The following is a 12914-nucleotide window of genomic DNA, read 5'->3' on the forward strand; positions in this document are numbered from 1 at the left end:
AGAGCCTGCTGCGCGGCGACGAAGACGATGCGGAAGCGCATCGCCGCTTCTACGACGAGTACAACGCGGTGCTCGACATGGACGCGGCCTATTACCTCGATACGATCCGCGTGGTGTTCCAGGAATTCCGTCTGGCCGAAGGCACGTGGGACGTCGACGGCGAGCGGGTAAGGCCGCAGGACATCACGAAGACCGCGCTGTTCACGATCGAAGGCGAACTGGACGACATTTCCGGCGACGGGCAGACCTATGCCGCGCACGAGTTGTGCACCGGCATTCCGGAGCAAAACAAGCGTCACTTCACCGCGGAAAAATGCGGCCACTACGGCATTTTCTCGGGACGCCGCTGGCGCACCATCATTTATCCGCAGTTGCGCGACTTCATCCTCGAGCACAACAAGGCGACCAAGCCCGCGAAGGAAAAGGTCGAAGCCTGAGTACCGCGCGTGCAGCAGTTGGCAACAACGGCCTCTTCGGAGGCCGTTGTCGTTTGTGATGCTGCCTTGTGACAACCGCTTATGACACGCCCGGCGCGCACCACGCGCGCCACGCAGCGCGTCTACTTGCGCAACAGATACGCGAGCAGCAACTCGGTGTTCATCTGAATGACTTCGCCGCGTTCGCCGGCGCTGCTGAAGTCGCGGCCGAGCGTCGCTTCGAGCGTGAAACGATTCGACACAATGTAGTAGCCCATGCCCGACAGCGTCACGTAAAAGCGCAGCGGATCGACGTTGGTGCGAAACAGTCCCGCGCGCTGACCGCGTTCGAGAATGCCGCCGAGCGTGGCGACGATCGGCGAGATCATTTCGCGGATCCGCGTCGACTTCGACATGTAGCGCGCTTCGTGCAGATTCTCGTTGTTGATCAGACGCAGCAGCTCGGGGTGATCGCGGTAGTAATCCCAAACAAAATGCGCGAGACGCGTCACGGCCTCGACCGGCGCTACGCCATTCAGTTCGAGCGTGCGTTCCGCTTCGTTGAGCGCGCTGAATGCGTGCTCGAGTACGGCGGTGAAAAGCTGCTCCTTACTACCGAAGTAGTAATAGAGCATGCGTTCATTCGTTTCCGCGCGGCGGGCAATCTGATCGACGCGTGCGCCGAATAGCCCTCCATTTGCAAACTCTTCGGCTGCCGCAAGCAGAATGCGGCGCCGCGTGCCTTCAGGATCTCTTTTGATTTTCGGCTGATTCATGGTGGCATCGTCTTCGTGAGCCGCGTTATCCGGATCGCGCCGCCGGCCTCTCCTCGGGCCTTGCACCGACAGCGTTGAACGGGCGCGCCATGGTTGGGGGACACCCTTTTCTGCGGTCTTTCGAAAAAGCGCTTCGATTATGGCACATGGATTGCGGATGGCAATTGGGGAAATCGGCGATAATGTGCTATTTAGTTCAAGCTGTGCGGCCGCAAGGCAAGCCCCCACGTCGTGACCGTGACAGATATCAAAATACTTGCAGATCGCATCGAAAATCTGCTGCCCCAAACGCAATGCACGAAATGCGGTTATCCCGCATGCCGTCCTTATGCCGAAGCCGTCGCAAACGGCGAGGCCAATTACAACCAGTGTCCCCCAGGCGGTGCCGAAGGCATCGCGCGGCTTGCCGCGCTGCTCGGCAAGCCGGTGATTCCGCTCAATTCCGCCAACGGCGTCGAACGGGCGCGTCCGTTGGCGGTTATCGACGAGCAGGTGTGTATCGGCTGCACGTTGTGCATGCAGGCCTGTCCGGTCGATGCGATAGTTGGCGCACCGAAACAGATGCACACGGTGATCGCCGAGCTCTGCACCGGCTGCGATCTGTGCGTGCCGCCGTGCCCGGTCGACTGCATTGCGATGCCGCCGGTCACGGGCGACGCAACCGGCTGGGACGCATGGAGCCAGAGCCAGGCCGACGCCGCGCGCACGCGCCATGACCGTCGCGAAGCCCGTCTGGCACGTGAGCGTGAAGCCGCCGAAGCGCGCGCGGCGGCGCGGCGGGCCGGCAGCGCACCCGCAGCGCAGGCTACCGAGGCGATTCAGGCCACGCAAACCGGCGCCACTGCAACGCCCACTGCGCCCGTCGCGGACGACGCCGAAGCGAACAAACGCGCGATCATCCAGGCCGCGCTCGAGCGTGCCCGCAAGAAGAAAGAAGAACTGGCCGCCAAAGGCCAGGGTCCGTTGAACACCGAACGCGTCAGCGCCGACGTGCAGGCGCAGATCGACGCCGCCGAAGCACGCCGCCGCCGTCTCGGACTCACCGACGACGACACCGACAAGCCGTCCAATCCGCGCTAAGCGCACCTGCCACGCTCCGCATGAACGCGAACAAACGCCGCGCCATCTACGAAACGCTTCAGAGCCTGAACCCGCATCCGACCACCGAGCTTGAGTACACCTCTGCGTTCGAACTGCTGATCGCCGTGCTGTTGTCGGCGCAGGCCACGGACGTGTCGGTCAACAGGGCGATGCGCAAGATGTTCCCGGTCGCGAACACGCCGCAGCAGGTGCTCGATCTCGGCGAGGAAGGCGTGGCCGGCTACATCAAGACGATCGGCCTCTATCGAACCAAGGCGAAGAACGTCATCGCGACCTGCCGCATTCTGCTCGACCAGTACGGCGGCGAAGTGCCCGAGGATCGTGAAGCGCTCGAGAGCCTGCCGGGGGTCGGCCGCAAAACGGCCAACGTGATCCTGAACACGGCGTTCGGTCATCCGACCATCGCGGTGGATACGCACATCTTTCGGGTTGCCAATCGAACCGGGCTCGCGCCCGGCAAGGACGTTCGCGCGGTCGAAGCGGCGCTGGAGAAGTTCACGCCCGCCGAGTTCAAGCACGATGCGCACCACTGGCTGATCCTGCACGGCCGTTATGTCTGCAAGGCGCGCCGCCCCGAATGCTGGCATTGCGTGATCGAGCCGCTCTGCGAGTTCCGGCCGAAGACGCCGCCACCGGATCTCTGAGCGCCGCGCGCCGCGCGCCGCCAGCAGCGCGCGCTGCCCCGGCGTAAAATGCTGGGCTGCGCGCCTGTCTCGCACGCCCCTCTCAAACGCACCGGTTCCACGATGTTCAATCCCAGCCGTGACGAAGTCCGTCTCTTTTTCACCGACACCTGGCGCAAGCAGCGTCACGGCGAGATCCTGACGCCGCTGGAGGCGATTGCCGCCGACTGGATCGTCGAGCATCCCGAATACCATGCCGACCTGAGCGACACCGGCGCCGCCCAGGCGCAGGACTACTCGCCCGAACGCGGCCAGACCAACCCGTTCCTGCATCTGTCGATGCACCTGGCGATCACCGAACAGTTGTCGATCGACCAGCCGCCCGGCATTCGTGCGGCGCACGAGCGGCTCGCCGCCCGCCTCGGCTCGACTCACGAAGCGCAGCACGCGATCATGGATTGCCTCGGCGAAACCATCTGGGAAGCGCAGCGCACCGGCACACCGCCGGATACCGATGCTTACTTGCAGCGGATCGAGCGGCGCGCTACGCGCGACTGAGGGCTGAACCGGGTAAGGCCGGGCACAAGTCGAAGGACTGAACTCACACTCGCGCCAGCCAGCCCCAAAACAAAACACCCCGCCGAGGCGGGGTGTCGTTCAAATCTGCAAGCAGCGCGCAAACCACGCTCAAGCCTTGCGACGCGCTTACTTCTTCTGCACCAGATCGCCGCTCAGCGATTCGACGTACGCGGCGATGTCTTTCATGTCGCTTTGCGACAGGCTTTGCACCTGCGCCTGCATGATCGCATTGTTGCGACCGAGGTGCGGGTTGCCGGTGCCCATCTGGTATTGGCGCAGCGCCCAGTAGATGTAGTCGGCGTGCTGGCCGGCGAGTTTCGGATACTCCGGGCTCACTGGCTTGTTCAGGTTGACGCCGTGGCAAGCCGCGCAGTTATGGGTGTCGGACAGCACCTTGCCGTTGCCGGCGTCGGCCGCGTGCGCGACGTTCGCTGCAACCAGACCGATCACTGCCGCCGACGCGCATGCAGCCTTGAACACCGTGTGGAGTGCCTGTTGGGGCTTAATCATGAAATCTCCTATCCCGCGAATATTAATTGCCGAGTGACCGACGCCGATCACTTGTCGGGATTGCTCTTCGAAGAGGAATTTTGCGCTGCGTAGTAGGCAGCGATGTCGGCGATGTCCTGATCCGTCAGCGAGACGGCGATTGCATGCATCGTATCGAAATGGCGGTCGCCCTTCTTGTAGCCACGCAGCGCGTTTTCGAGGTACGCCTGATTCTGGCCGCCGAGCTTCGGCACGCGGTAGACCTCGGGATAAGCCGTGCGGTATTCGGGGATGCCGTGGCAGCCGATACACATCGCGACCTTGTCCTGGCCCGCCTTCGCGTTGCCGACGACATCCGCTGCCTGCACACTGCCCGCATAGCCCGCGAGCACCGACAGCGCTGCGATCACGACGTGTTTGCCAACGAATTTATTCATAGCATGTAACCTGGCTTGAGGGGAACGGGCGCCCAAAAAGGCAACGGCCCGCGCCGTTCTTCTTATACGGTAGCCACGCAGGCCAAAAAAATCGGGCTAATTGTACCGCGACGCCGCGCCGAACGTCCACCGCGCGGGGCCGGCGGCGCGAGCGCCCACTGCAAAGCCACGGCCAGCGCCACTTTACTCCGGCAGGCCCGCCGTGCACCGCATGCGCACACGCTCTGTCGTGCGGTGCTTCAGGTGACACCGCGGCTGACACCATACGCGAGCCGGTTTCAGGCCAACAGGCCTTCTGACTTATACTGGGTTTTTTCCGCAAAAAGAGCATCTCACCATGCGTTTCGAAGGCTCATCGCAGTACGTCGCCACCGACGACCTCAAGCTCGCGGTCAACGCCGCGATGACGCTGAAGCGCCCGTTGCTGATCAAGGGCGAACCGGGCACCGGCAAGACCATGCTCGCCGAAGAGGTCGCCGCCGCGCTCGGCATGCCGCTCCAGCAGTGGCATATCAAGTCCACCACCAAGGCCCAGCAGGGTTTGTACGAATACGATGCGGTGTCGCGTCTGCGCGATTCGCAACTCGGCGACGAGCGCGTCAAGGAGATCCGCAACTACATCGTCAAGGGCGTGCTGTGGCAGGCGTTCGAGTCGGACGAGCAAACGGTGCTGCTGATCGACGAGATCGACAAGGCCGACATCGAATTCCCGAACGACCTGCTGCGCGAACTCGATCGCATGGAGTTCTACGTGTACGAGACGCACGAGCTGATCCGCGCCAAACAGCGTCCGCTCGTGATCATCACGTCGAACAACGAGAAGGAACTGCCCGACGCGTTCCTGCGCCGCTGCTTCTTCCACTACATCAAGTTTCCGGATCCGGCCACGATGCAGCAGATCGTCGGGGTGCACTACCCCGGCATCAAGAAGGAACTGCTCGCCGCGGCCATGCAGAGCTTTTTCGAGCTGCGCAACGTTGCGGGGCTGAAGAAGAAGCCGTCCACGTCGGAGCTGCTCGACTGGCTCAAGCTGCTGCTCGCCGAAGACATTCCTCCGGAAGCGCTGCGTTCGTCCGACCAGAAGCAGATCATTCCGCCGCTGCACGGCGCGCTGCTGAAGAACGAGCAGGACGTGAGCCTGTTCGAGCGGCTGATCTTCATGAACCGCAATAACCGTTGATTGATCGTTGAGCGGCGGCCGGTTGAATCACGACCCGCCGCCGCTCAGCGCGCCGCACCGACCATTCGCCGCGGCAGCAACTATCCTGCACGGGACACAGCATGCTGATCGACTTCTTCTATTCGCTGCGCGCCGCCAGGCTGCCGGTGTCGGTGAAGGAATACCTGACGCTGCTCGAAGCGCTCAAAGCCAACGTGATCGCGCCGTCGCTCGACGAGTTCTACTATCTCGCGCGCATCACGCTGGTCAAGGACGAACAGTATTTCGACAAGTTCGACCAGGCATTCGGCGCGTATTTCAACGGTGTCGCGCAAGCGTCGGAGCTGGCGTTCGACGTCCCGCTCGACTGGCTGAAGAAGAAGCTGCAACGCGACCTGTCGCCGGAAGAAAAAGCCCAGATCGAAGCGATGGGCGGCCTCGACAAGCTGATGGAGCGCCTCAAGGAACTGTTCGACGAACAGCAGGAGCGCCACGAAGGCGGCAGCAAATGGATCGGCACGGGCGGCACGTCGCCGTTCGGCAATGGCGGCTACAACCCGGAAGGCGTGCGCATTGGCGGCGACGCGGCAGGCAATCGCACGGCCGTCAAGGTGTGGGAGGCGCGCGCCTATCGCGACTACGACGACCAGGTCGAAATCGGCACGCGCAATATCAAGGTCGCGTTGCGCCGCTTGCGCCGCTTCGCGCGCGAAGGCGCCGCCGAAGAGCTCGATCTGCCCGACACGATCCGCAGCACCGCCGCGAACGCCGGCTGGCTCGACCTGAAGATGGTGCCCGAGCGGCACAACAAGGTGAAGGTGCTGATGCTGCTCGACGTCGGCGGCTCGATGGACGATCACATCAAGCGCACCGAAGAGCTGTTCTCCGCCGCGAAGGCCGAGTTCAAGCATCTCGAGTTCTATTACTTCCACAACTGCGTGTACGACTTCCTGTGGAAGAACAACCGCCGCCGCCATGCCGAGCGCATGCCGACGTGGGACATGCTGCACAAGTTCACGCCCGACTACAAGCTGATCTTCGTCGGCGACGCGACGATGAGCCCTTACGAAGTGCTGCAGCCGGGCGGCTCGGTGGAATACAACAACGCCGAAGCCGGCGCGGTGTGGCTGCGCCGCCTCGCGGATCACTTCCCGCATCACGCGTGGCTCAATCCCGAACCGGAAGGTTTGTGGGCGTACCGGCAATCGGTCAGCGCGATCCGCGAAGTGCTCGGCCACCGGATGTACCCGCTCACGCTCGCCGGGCTGGAGACCGCGATGCGCATGCTGAGCAAATAAGGCTGTCGCGTAACACCTTCAACTATAAGAAAGCATTTGCATGAGCCCTTCTTCATCGTCCGAGCTATCCCCTGCCGCCGCGCCGCCCAGGCGTTTCAATCCGATCGCCGACACGTCGCTGTCCACCCTCGTCGCCGGCTTCGTCGCGATGATGACGGGCTACACCAGCTCGCTCGTGCTGATGTTCCAGGCGGGCCAGGCCGCGTATCTGAGCAGCGCGCAGATTTCATCGTGGATCTGGGCGCTGTCGATCGGCATGGCCGTGTGCACGATCGGCCTGTCGCTGCGCTTTCGCGCGCCGATCGTGATTGCGTGGTCGACGCCCGGCGCGGCGCTGCTGGTGTCGTCGCTGCCGCATGTGGCGTATGCGCAGGCGATCGGCGCGTTTATCGTCTGCGCGGCGCTGCTGACGGTGGTCGGCCTTACCGGCTGGTTCGACACGCTGATGAAGAAGATCCCGGCCGCCATCGCGTCGGCGTTGCTGGCGGGCATTCTGTTCGAGATCGGCATCGAGATTTTCCGCGCGGCGCAATTCCAGACCGCACTCGTGCTGACGATGTTCTTCACCTACCTGATCGTCAAACGGCTCACGCCACGCTACGCGATTCCGACCACCAGTTGGTGCTGAACGCGCGGCGCGCGTGACGCGCTGAGGGCTTGCTGGTGGCTGACGGCTGACGGCTTACGGCTGCAACACGGACGGCATGGTAAGGTCGGCGAATATCCAGACGCCTGCCGCAAAGCCGGCGCCGCCGGAGCCATCCACGACGTTCCACACGTCCTCGCCGCCAGAAATCCCCGTGAACGGATCGCCGGGGCCAAGTCTCAATACCGGATCAGGCGATCCGCCATAGAATAGATGCATCCGGCAGCGCTTCCCGGCAACATCACGGGCAACGCTGCAGCGTGACCCGCGGCCGCCGGTGCTGATTTCGTCCTGTCAGTCCGGCGGCGACCTCATTTCTCCTGAACCACGGCGCAAACGCGCCCTGAAGGCTCGAACATGACAACCGCACTCGATCAACTCAAGCAATACACCACCGTCGTCGCCGATACCGGCGACTTCCAGCAGCTTGCCCAATACAAGCCGCAGGACGCGACCACCAATCCGTCGCTGATTCTGAAGGCGGTGCAGAAAGACGACTACCGGCCGCTGCTCGAAAAGACCGTGAAAGCGCACGCGTCGAAACCGGTCGGCGCGATCATCGATCAGTTGCTGATCGCCTTCGGCACGGAAATCCTCAAGATCATCCCGGGCCGCGTGTCGACCGAAGTCGACGCGCGCCTGTCGTTCGACGTCAAAGGCTCGATCGCCAAGGGCCATGAACTGATCGCGCTGTACAAGGAGCACGGCATCGGCCGCGAACGCGTGCTGATCAAGCTGGCCTCCACGTGGGAAGGCGTCCGCGCGGCGGAAGTGCTGCAGAAGGAAGGCATCCACTGCAATATGACGCTGCTGTTCTCGCTCGCCCAGGCGGCCGCCTGTGCCGAAGCCGGTGCGCAACTGATCTCGCCGTTCGTCGGCCGCATCTACGACTGGTACAAGAAGAACGCCGGTAGCGCGTGGGACGAAGCGAAAGACGGCGGCGCCAACGACCCCGGCGTCAAATCGGTGCGCCGCATTTACGCGTACTACAAGAAGTTCGGCTACAAGACCGAGGTGATGGGCGCGAGCTTCCGCACGCCCGGTCAGATTCTGGAACTGGCCGGCTGCGATCTGCTGACCATCAGCCCGGATCTGCTGCAGAAGCTGCAGGACAGCACCGACAAGGTCGAACGCAAACTGTCGCCGGAGATGTCCAACGACGCGAGTATCGAGCGCGTGCCGGTCGACGAAGCGTCGTTCCGCTTCCTCGTCAACGACGAAGCAATGGCAACCGATAAGCTCGCCGAAGGTATCCGCGCATTCGCCGCGGACGCCGTCAAGCTGGAAAAGCTGATCGAAGCGCTGCGTTAAGCCGCGTTTCGCGCGCCGCCTGATTCACGCGGCCAGGCGAGCGGCCCTGGACCTCACGGTTCAGGGCCGCTCGCCGTTTACGGACCCGCTTCGAGACCGTCAGCGCCACCGCTTGACCCTACGCAATAACGTCACAATCCACGCGGCAACAGACGACTACAATCGATTGCGCGCCCGTTCCCTGTCGCCACTGGCCGGGACATGACGGTGCCGCCAACTCTGTTCCAGGAGACGATCATGTACGTTCAGCCCTACGTGTTTTTCAACGGCCGTTGCGAAGAAGCGCTCGAGTACTACTGCGCAAAGCTCGGCGCCGAAGTGATCCTCAAGATGCGCTTCAAGGAGGCGCCGCCGGATGCGGCGAACCAGCCGCGCCCCGGTCTCGAAGAGAAAATCATGCACGCCAGCGTGCGGATGGGTTCGACCACCTGGATGGCGTCCGACGGCAATTGCGACCCCGCGGCCAGTCCGATGAGCGGCTTCAGCCTGTCGCTGACGGCCGACGACGACGCGTCCGCCAAAAAATACTTCGACGCCCTGAGCGACGCCGGACAGGTGGCGATGCCGTTTCAGCCCACCTTCTGGAGCAAGGGCTTCGGGATGGTGGTGGACCGCTTCGGTCTCATGTGGATGGTGAGCGTGCCGGAGGCTTGAAGCGTGGCGAGGCGGTGAAGCCTGAGAGCGCAAGCGCCTAAGAGCGCGACGACGTCACAGCGCGTGAAAGCACGCCCCGCCGACGGCGGCCAGCCCAGCCGCCGCCACGCCAGCAAGCGGCGGGCCCGCTGCCCATGAACCTTCACCCACCACCGCCGCCACTGTCTGCCTACCCCTTCAGCAAACTCCGCGAGTGCCGCTCGATATTCCAGTTCGGCTCGGTCTCCAGCAACAGCGCACGGAGCCGCTCCACCTGCTCCGCGAGCCGCTGCCCGAGCCAATACGGCCCCTGCAAATCGGGCGGCAGCCCGAGCGCCCGGCCGCCGTGCGTCTGCGCGAGCGGCGACGCGGCCGGAATGCCGAAGTGCGTCGCGCGGCCAAAGCGCAGTCCGCGCGCGATCGCCAGCAAAATCGCGCGCACGGCGCGGACCTCGACGCCGCATTGGTCGGCATACGCAGTGCGCGCCATGACATCGGCCTGCATCAGCGGGCCGGTCGCGAGCAACTCCAGCGCGCTGAGCACCGAGCGATGCAGCCGCTGGATCTCTTCCAGCTTCGCCTGCGGCACGTCGATTTCCTTCGCCACCGACGGCATCAGCGAGCGCAGCTGCACCAGCCGGTTGTTGATTTGCAGAAAGCGCTTGACCTGCTCCTCCTCGCTGGTGGTCTCGCCATCCAGCAGGCGCGCGTAGATCGACGCGCATTCGCGCAGATTGGCCGCGAGCCCGTAGCGCCACGAATACGTCGCGTGCAGCGGCAATACGAACGAAAACGCCAGCGCGATCACAATGCCGATCAGCACGTTCAGCGTGCGCCACAAGCCGACGTCGATCAGGTTGTTGCCGTGACCCGCGACGATGCACATCGTGATCGCCGTCAGCAGCCCGACATAGCCGGACGACCCGATCGCGAACCACGCGCAGATCGACGCGACGACCGCCATCAGGACATAGGTGAGCGGCAGCGAGCCGAGCAGATTCTGCTGCACGATCAGCAGCAGCCCGATCGACGCCCCAAGCAGCGTCCCCGCCGCCCGCTCGGCCGCCTTCTTGCGGATATTGCCGTGATGCTGCAAGCCGCCGATCACCACCAGCAGCGTCACCGACGACCAGATGCCGTGCGGAATGTCGATGCCGGTGGTCGCCAGAATCGAAACCAGCATCGCGAGGCCGACGCGCAGGCTGTGCAGCACCTTCGCGTGGCGATAGCGGTAGTAAGGCGATGTCACTGCGCGAACCATCCGGCTGAGCGCCGAGCGGCGTGGAATCACAGTCTGGGAATCGGCAGAAGCCATGGTGGCGCGACGCACGCATTGAAGGACGGTTCCGCTATCCTGCCCTGGAGTGCCCGGTAAAGACAAACGCCCGCAAACTTTCGTCTGCGGGCGCTGAGTTTTTCAAGCTGTCGAACGGAGTACGGCCGAGCAGCATCAAGCCGCTCAATCAGCTTTCGACCACATCCAGATAATCTTCCGGATGGGTGCGGTCTTCGCCGCGCTGCATGCCGACCGCGCGCACCAGCAGGCTCACCACCACCGCCACCACCAGGTTCACGATCAGCGACCACACCGCCGCATAGCCCGGAATCGCCATGCCGAACAGGTGGATCGTGAAGATCGAGCTGGCCAGCTTCAGCGACACCGCCATCCACGTGCCGGTGGCGATGCCGGCCGCCCAGCCTGCCAGCAGGCCGCGGTAGTCGAGCACGCGCGTGTACAGACCCAGCACGATGGCCGGCAGCGTCTGGATGATCCAGATGCCGCCGAGCAGTTGCAACTGGATCGCGTACGTGAGCGGCAGGCCGAGAATGAACGCGACCGCGCCGACCTTGACGATCAGCGAGACCAGCTTGGCGACATTGGTCTCCTGTTCGTGCGTCATGTTGCGGTTTACGAACTCCTTGTGGACGTTTCGCGTGTACAGGTTGGCCGCCGCGATCGACATGATCGCCGCCGGCACCAGCGCGCCGATACCGATCGCCGCGAATGCCACGCCGACGAACCACGACGGGAAGAAGTGCAGGAACAGCGCCGGCACCGCGAAGTTCGGGCCGAAGGCCTTGAAGTACGGCACGAATTCCGGCATGTCCTTCACGCCGGCCGCGAGCGCCATGAAGCCGAGCAGCGCGAGCAGCCCGAGCACCAGCGAATAGGCCGGCAGCAGCGCCATGTTGCGGCGAATCGTGTTACCCGACTTCGACGACAGCACCGCGGTGATCGAGTGCGGATACAGGAACAGCGCGAGCGCCGAGCCCACCGCGAGCGTCGCGTACGCGCTGTAGCCGTTCAGGCTCGATGCGTCCGGCGACTTCAGCAGCAGCTTGGCCGGCGGCACCACACTGAAGATATGGCCGAAGCCGCCCAGTTGCGGCGGAATCACGACGATCGCGGCGAAGATCGTCACGTAGATCAGGATGTCCTTGACCACCGCGATCATCGCCGGCGCGCGCAGGCCCGACGTGTAGGTGTACGCCGCGAGGATCGCGAACGCGATGATCAGCGGCAGATCGCCGACAAAGCCCTGGGTGTCGAAACCGAGCGCGCCGATCACCACTTCGATACCGACCAGTTGCAGCGCGATGTACGGCATGGTCGCGACGATGCCGGTCACGGCGATCGCCAGCGCGAGCATGCGGCTGCCATAGCGGGCCGACACGAAGTCCGCCGATGTCACGTAGCCGTGACGTTTGGCGATGCTCCACAGTTTCGGGAACACGACGAACGCGAACGGATAGATCAGGATCGTGTACGGCAGCGCGAAGAAGCCGGTTGCTCCCGCGCCGAACACCAGCGCCGGCACGGCGATGAAAGTGTACGCGGTGTACAGGTCGCCGCCCAGCAGGAACCACGTGACGATGGTGCCGAAGCGCCGGCCGCCGAGGCCCCACTCTTCCAGATGGGCGAGATCGCCGCGCCGCCAGTGGGCCGCGACAAAGCCGAGAATGGTGACGCCGATGAAAAACAGGACGAAGACGAAAGTTGCGATCGTGTTCATTGTTGCGCGCCCCCTTGCGGACGGCCGGTGTAGCGCGATTTGGTCTTGAAGTACACGAGCGCCGTGATGACGGCGCTGATCAACACCCACAGCAGCTGATACCAGTAGAAGAACGGGAAGTCGAACAGTTGCGGTTCGATCCTGTTGTACGACGGCACCCAGAGCATCGCGATCCAGGGCAGCAGCAGCAACCAGAGCCAGTGCTTGCTGGCTTTGTTCGCGTCGGCGTCGTGAGCCATGACGTCTCCTCTTTCCTGTTTTTGAATTGTCGGCCCGTGTTTTGACGGGAAGTGGATCCCACGGCGGGTGGCCGCCCCGCGTATGGCCACAGGCGCCCCGAAAGCTCCGAAAGAGTATAGGAGCCGCGAACGCGCGGTCAAGCAGGGACGACCCGAGGCGCGACGGTGCTTCGATGGCGGAGAAAAGAGGGTC

14 protein-coding genes and 2 pseudogenes are annotated in these 12914 nt (G+C 63.7%); 9 read left to right on the top strand and 7 right to left on the bottom strand.

Going from position 1 to position 12914, the window contains the following annotated elements; all coding sequences use genetic code 11:
* Positions 1-437: pseudogene (locus tag HV744_RS15130) on the top strand (polyhydroxyalkanoate depolymerase); the annotation flags it as partial.
* Positions 438-559: 122 nt separating this feature from the next.
* Here the strand turns inward: HV744_RS15130 and HV744_RS15135 are convergent.
* On the bottom strand, positions 560-1192 hold the full coding sequence (locus tag HV744_RS15135) for a TetR/AcrR family transcriptional regulator (RefSeq protein WP_175150299.1): 633 nt from the start codon (positions 1190-1192) through the stop codon (positions 560-562).
* A gap of 237 nt (positions 1193-1429) precedes the next feature.
* Here HV744_RS15135 and rsxB point away from each other — a divergent pair, with 237 nt between their 5' ends.
* The 3 genes from rsxB to HV744_RS15150 all read left to right on the top strand — a co-directional run bounded on the left by rsxB (position 1430) and on the right by HV744_RS15150 (position 3474).
* A complete protein-coding gene (rsxB, locus tag HV744_RS15140) occupies positions 1430-2272 on the top strand; it encodes an electron transport complex subunit RsxB (protein WP_175150300.1) in 843 nt (280 codons plus the stop codon).
* A 20-nt stretch (positions 2273-2292) separates the two neighbouring features.
* Positions 2293-2937 (top strand): endonuclease III, encoded by a 645-nt coding sequence (gene nth / locus HV744_RS15145; RefSeq protein ID WP_175150301.1) that lies wholly within the window; start codon positions 2293-2295, stop codon positions 2935-2937.
* Between the two features lie 102 nt (positions 2938-3039).
* A complete protein-coding gene (locus HV744_RS15150; protein WP_175150302.1) occupies positions 3040-3474 on the top strand; it encodes a DUF1841 family protein in 435 nt (144 codons plus the stop codon).
* A 147-nt stretch (positions 3475-3621) separates the two neighbouring features.
* Here the strand turns inward: HV744_RS15150 and HV744_RS15155 are convergent, their stop codons facing one another.
* Both HV744_RS15155 and HV744_RS15160 read right to left on the bottom strand, forming a co-directional pair.
* Complete coding sequence (locus tag HV744_RS15155) at positions 3622-4005, bottom strand: c-type cytochrome (RefSeq protein WP_175150303.1); 384 nt, start codon at positions 4003-4005, stop codon at positions 3622-3624.
* Positions 4006-4052: 47 nt separating this feature from the next.
* The gene (locus HV744_RS15160) at positions 4053-4421 is read right to left on the bottom strand and encodes a c-type cytochrome (protein ID WP_175150304.1); all 369 of its coding nucleotides are present in this window, start codon (positions 4419-4421) and stop codon (positions 4053-4055) included.
* A 337-nt stretch (positions 4422-4758) separates the two neighbouring features.
* On the opposite strand from HV744_RS15160, the gene HV744_RS15165 reads away from it, so the two are divergent.
* From HV744_RS15165 to HV744_RS15175, 3 genes and pseudogenes are all read left to right on the top strand, one after another.
* Entirely contained in the window at positions 4759-5601 is an 843-nt protein-coding gene (locus HV744_RS15165; protein WP_175150305.1) for an AAA family ATPase, read from the top strand.
* A 101-nt stretch (positions 5602-5702) separates the two neighbouring features.
* On the top strand, positions 5703-6878 hold the full coding sequence (locus HV744_RS15170) for a vWA domain-containing protein (RefSeq protein WP_175150306.1): 1176 nt from the start codon (positions 5703-5705) through the stop codon (positions 6876-6878).
* A 40-nt stretch (positions 6879-6918) separates the two neighbouring features.
* Positions 6919-7494, top strand: a pseudogene (locus HV744_RS15175) (benzoate/H(+) symporter BenE family transporter); the annotation flags it as partial.
* 66 nt (positions 7495-7560) lie between these two features.
* On the opposite strand, the gene HV744_RS15180 reads toward HV744_RS15175, so the two are convergent.
* Positions 7561-7743, bottom strand: coding sequence for a hypothetical protein (locus HV744_RS15180; RefSeq protein WP_175150307.1), 183 nt, complete (start codon positions 7741-7743; stop codon positions 7561-7563).
* A 138-nt stretch (positions 7744-7881) separates the two neighbouring features.
* Here HV744_RS15180 and tal point away from each other — a divergent pair, with 138 nt between their 5' ends.
* Together tal and HV744_RS15190 are read left to right on the top strand one after the other, a co-directional pair.
* Positions 7882-8835 carry a transaldolase gene (gene tal / locus HV744_RS15185; protein ID WP_175150308.1) on the top strand — a complete coding sequence of 318 codons (954 nt, stop codon included), beginning with the start codon at positions 7882-7884 and terminating at the stop codon, positions 8833-8835.
* Positions 8836-9072: 237 nt separating this feature from the next.
* Complete coding sequence (locus tag HV744_RS15190) at positions 9073-9489, top strand: VOC family protein (protein WP_175150309.1); 417 nt, start codon at positions 9073-9075, stop codon at positions 9487-9489.
* A gap of 169 nt (positions 9490-9658) precedes the next feature.
* Here HV744_RS15190 and HV744_RS15195 read toward each other — a convergent pair whose 3' ends face one another.
* The 3 genes from HV744_RS15195 to HV744_RS15205 form a co-directional block, all read right to left on the bottom strand.
* Positions 9659-10783, bottom strand: coding sequence for an FUSC family protein (locus tag HV744_RS15195; protein WP_175150310.1), 1125 nt, complete (start codon positions 10781-10783; stop codon positions 9659-9661).
* A gap of 148 nt (positions 10784-10931) precedes the next feature.
* Positions 10932-12482 (bottom strand): monocarboxylate uptake permease MctP, encoded by a 1551-nt coding sequence (mctP, locus tag HV744_RS15200; protein WP_175150311.1) that lies wholly within the window; start codon positions 12480-12482, stop codon positions 10932-10934.
* Positions 12479-12721, bottom strand: coding sequence for a DUF3311 domain-containing protein (locus tag HV744_RS15205; protein WP_175150312.1), 243 nt, complete (start codon positions 12719-12721; stop codon positions 12479-12481). Before HV744_RS15205 ends, mctP begins: the two co-directional genes overlap by 4 nt.
* Positions 12722-12914 lie beyond the last annotated feature (193 nt).

The organism is Paraburkholderia ultramafica (assembly GCF_902859915.1).
GTDB classification, from domain to species: Bacteria; Pseudomonadota; Gammaproteobacteria; order Burkholderiales; family Burkholderiaceae; genus Paraburkholderia; species Paraburkholderia ultramafica.

Bases quoted from the DNA above. Each gene is read 5' to 3' on its own strand.
- HV744_RS15135 (WP_175150299.1), bottom strand. From the start codon at position 1,192: ATGAATCAGCCGAAAATCAAAAGAGATCCTGAAGGCACGCGGCGCCGC.
- mctP (WP_175150311.1), bottom strand. From the start codon at position 12,482: ATGAACACGATCGCAACTTTCGTCTTCGTCCTGTTTTTCATCGGCGTC.
- HV744_RS15190 (WP_175150309.1), top strand. From the start codon at position 9,073: ATGTACGTTCAGCCCTACGTGTTTTTCAACGGCCGTTGCGAAGAAGCG.
- HV744_RS15170 (WP_175150306.1), top strand. From the start codon at position 5,703: ATGCTGATCGACTTCTTCTATTCGCTGCGCGCCGCCAGGCTGCCGGTG.
- tal (WP_175150308.1), top strand. From the start codon at position 7,882: ATGACAACCGCACTCGATCAACTCAAGCAATACACCACCGTCGTCGCC.
- HV744_RS15160 (WP_175150304.1), bottom strand. From the start codon at position 4,421: ATGAATAAATTCGTTGGCAAACACGTCGTGATCGCAGCGCTGTCGGTG.
- HV744_RS15205 (WP_175150312.1), bottom strand. From the start codon at position 12,721: ATGGCTCACGACGCCGACGCGAACAAAGCCAGCAAGCACTGGCTCTGG.
- HV744_RS15195 (WP_175150310.1), bottom strand. From the start codon at position 10,783: ATGGCTTCTGCCGATTCCCAGACTGTGATTCCACGCCGCTCGGCGCTC.
- HV744_RS15165 (WP_175150305.1), top strand. From the start codon at position 4,759: ATGCGTTTCGAAGGCTCATCGCAGTACGTCGCCACCGACGACCTCAAG.
- HV744_RS15180 (WP_175150307.1), bottom strand. From the start codon at position 7,743: ATGCATCTATTCTATGGCGGATCGCCTGATCCGGTATTGAGACTTGGC.
- HV744_RS15155 (WP_175150303.1), bottom strand. From the start codon at position 4,005: ATGATTAAGCCCCAACAGGCACTCCACACGGTGTTCAAGGCTGCATGC.
- nth (WP_175150301.1), top strand. From the start codon at position 2,293: ATGAACGCGAACAAACGCCGCGCCATCTACGAAACGCTTCAGAGCCTG.
- HV744_RS15150 (WP_175150302.1), top strand. From the start codon at position 3,040: ATGTTCAATCCCAGCCGTGACGAAGTCCGTCTCTTTTTCACCGACACC.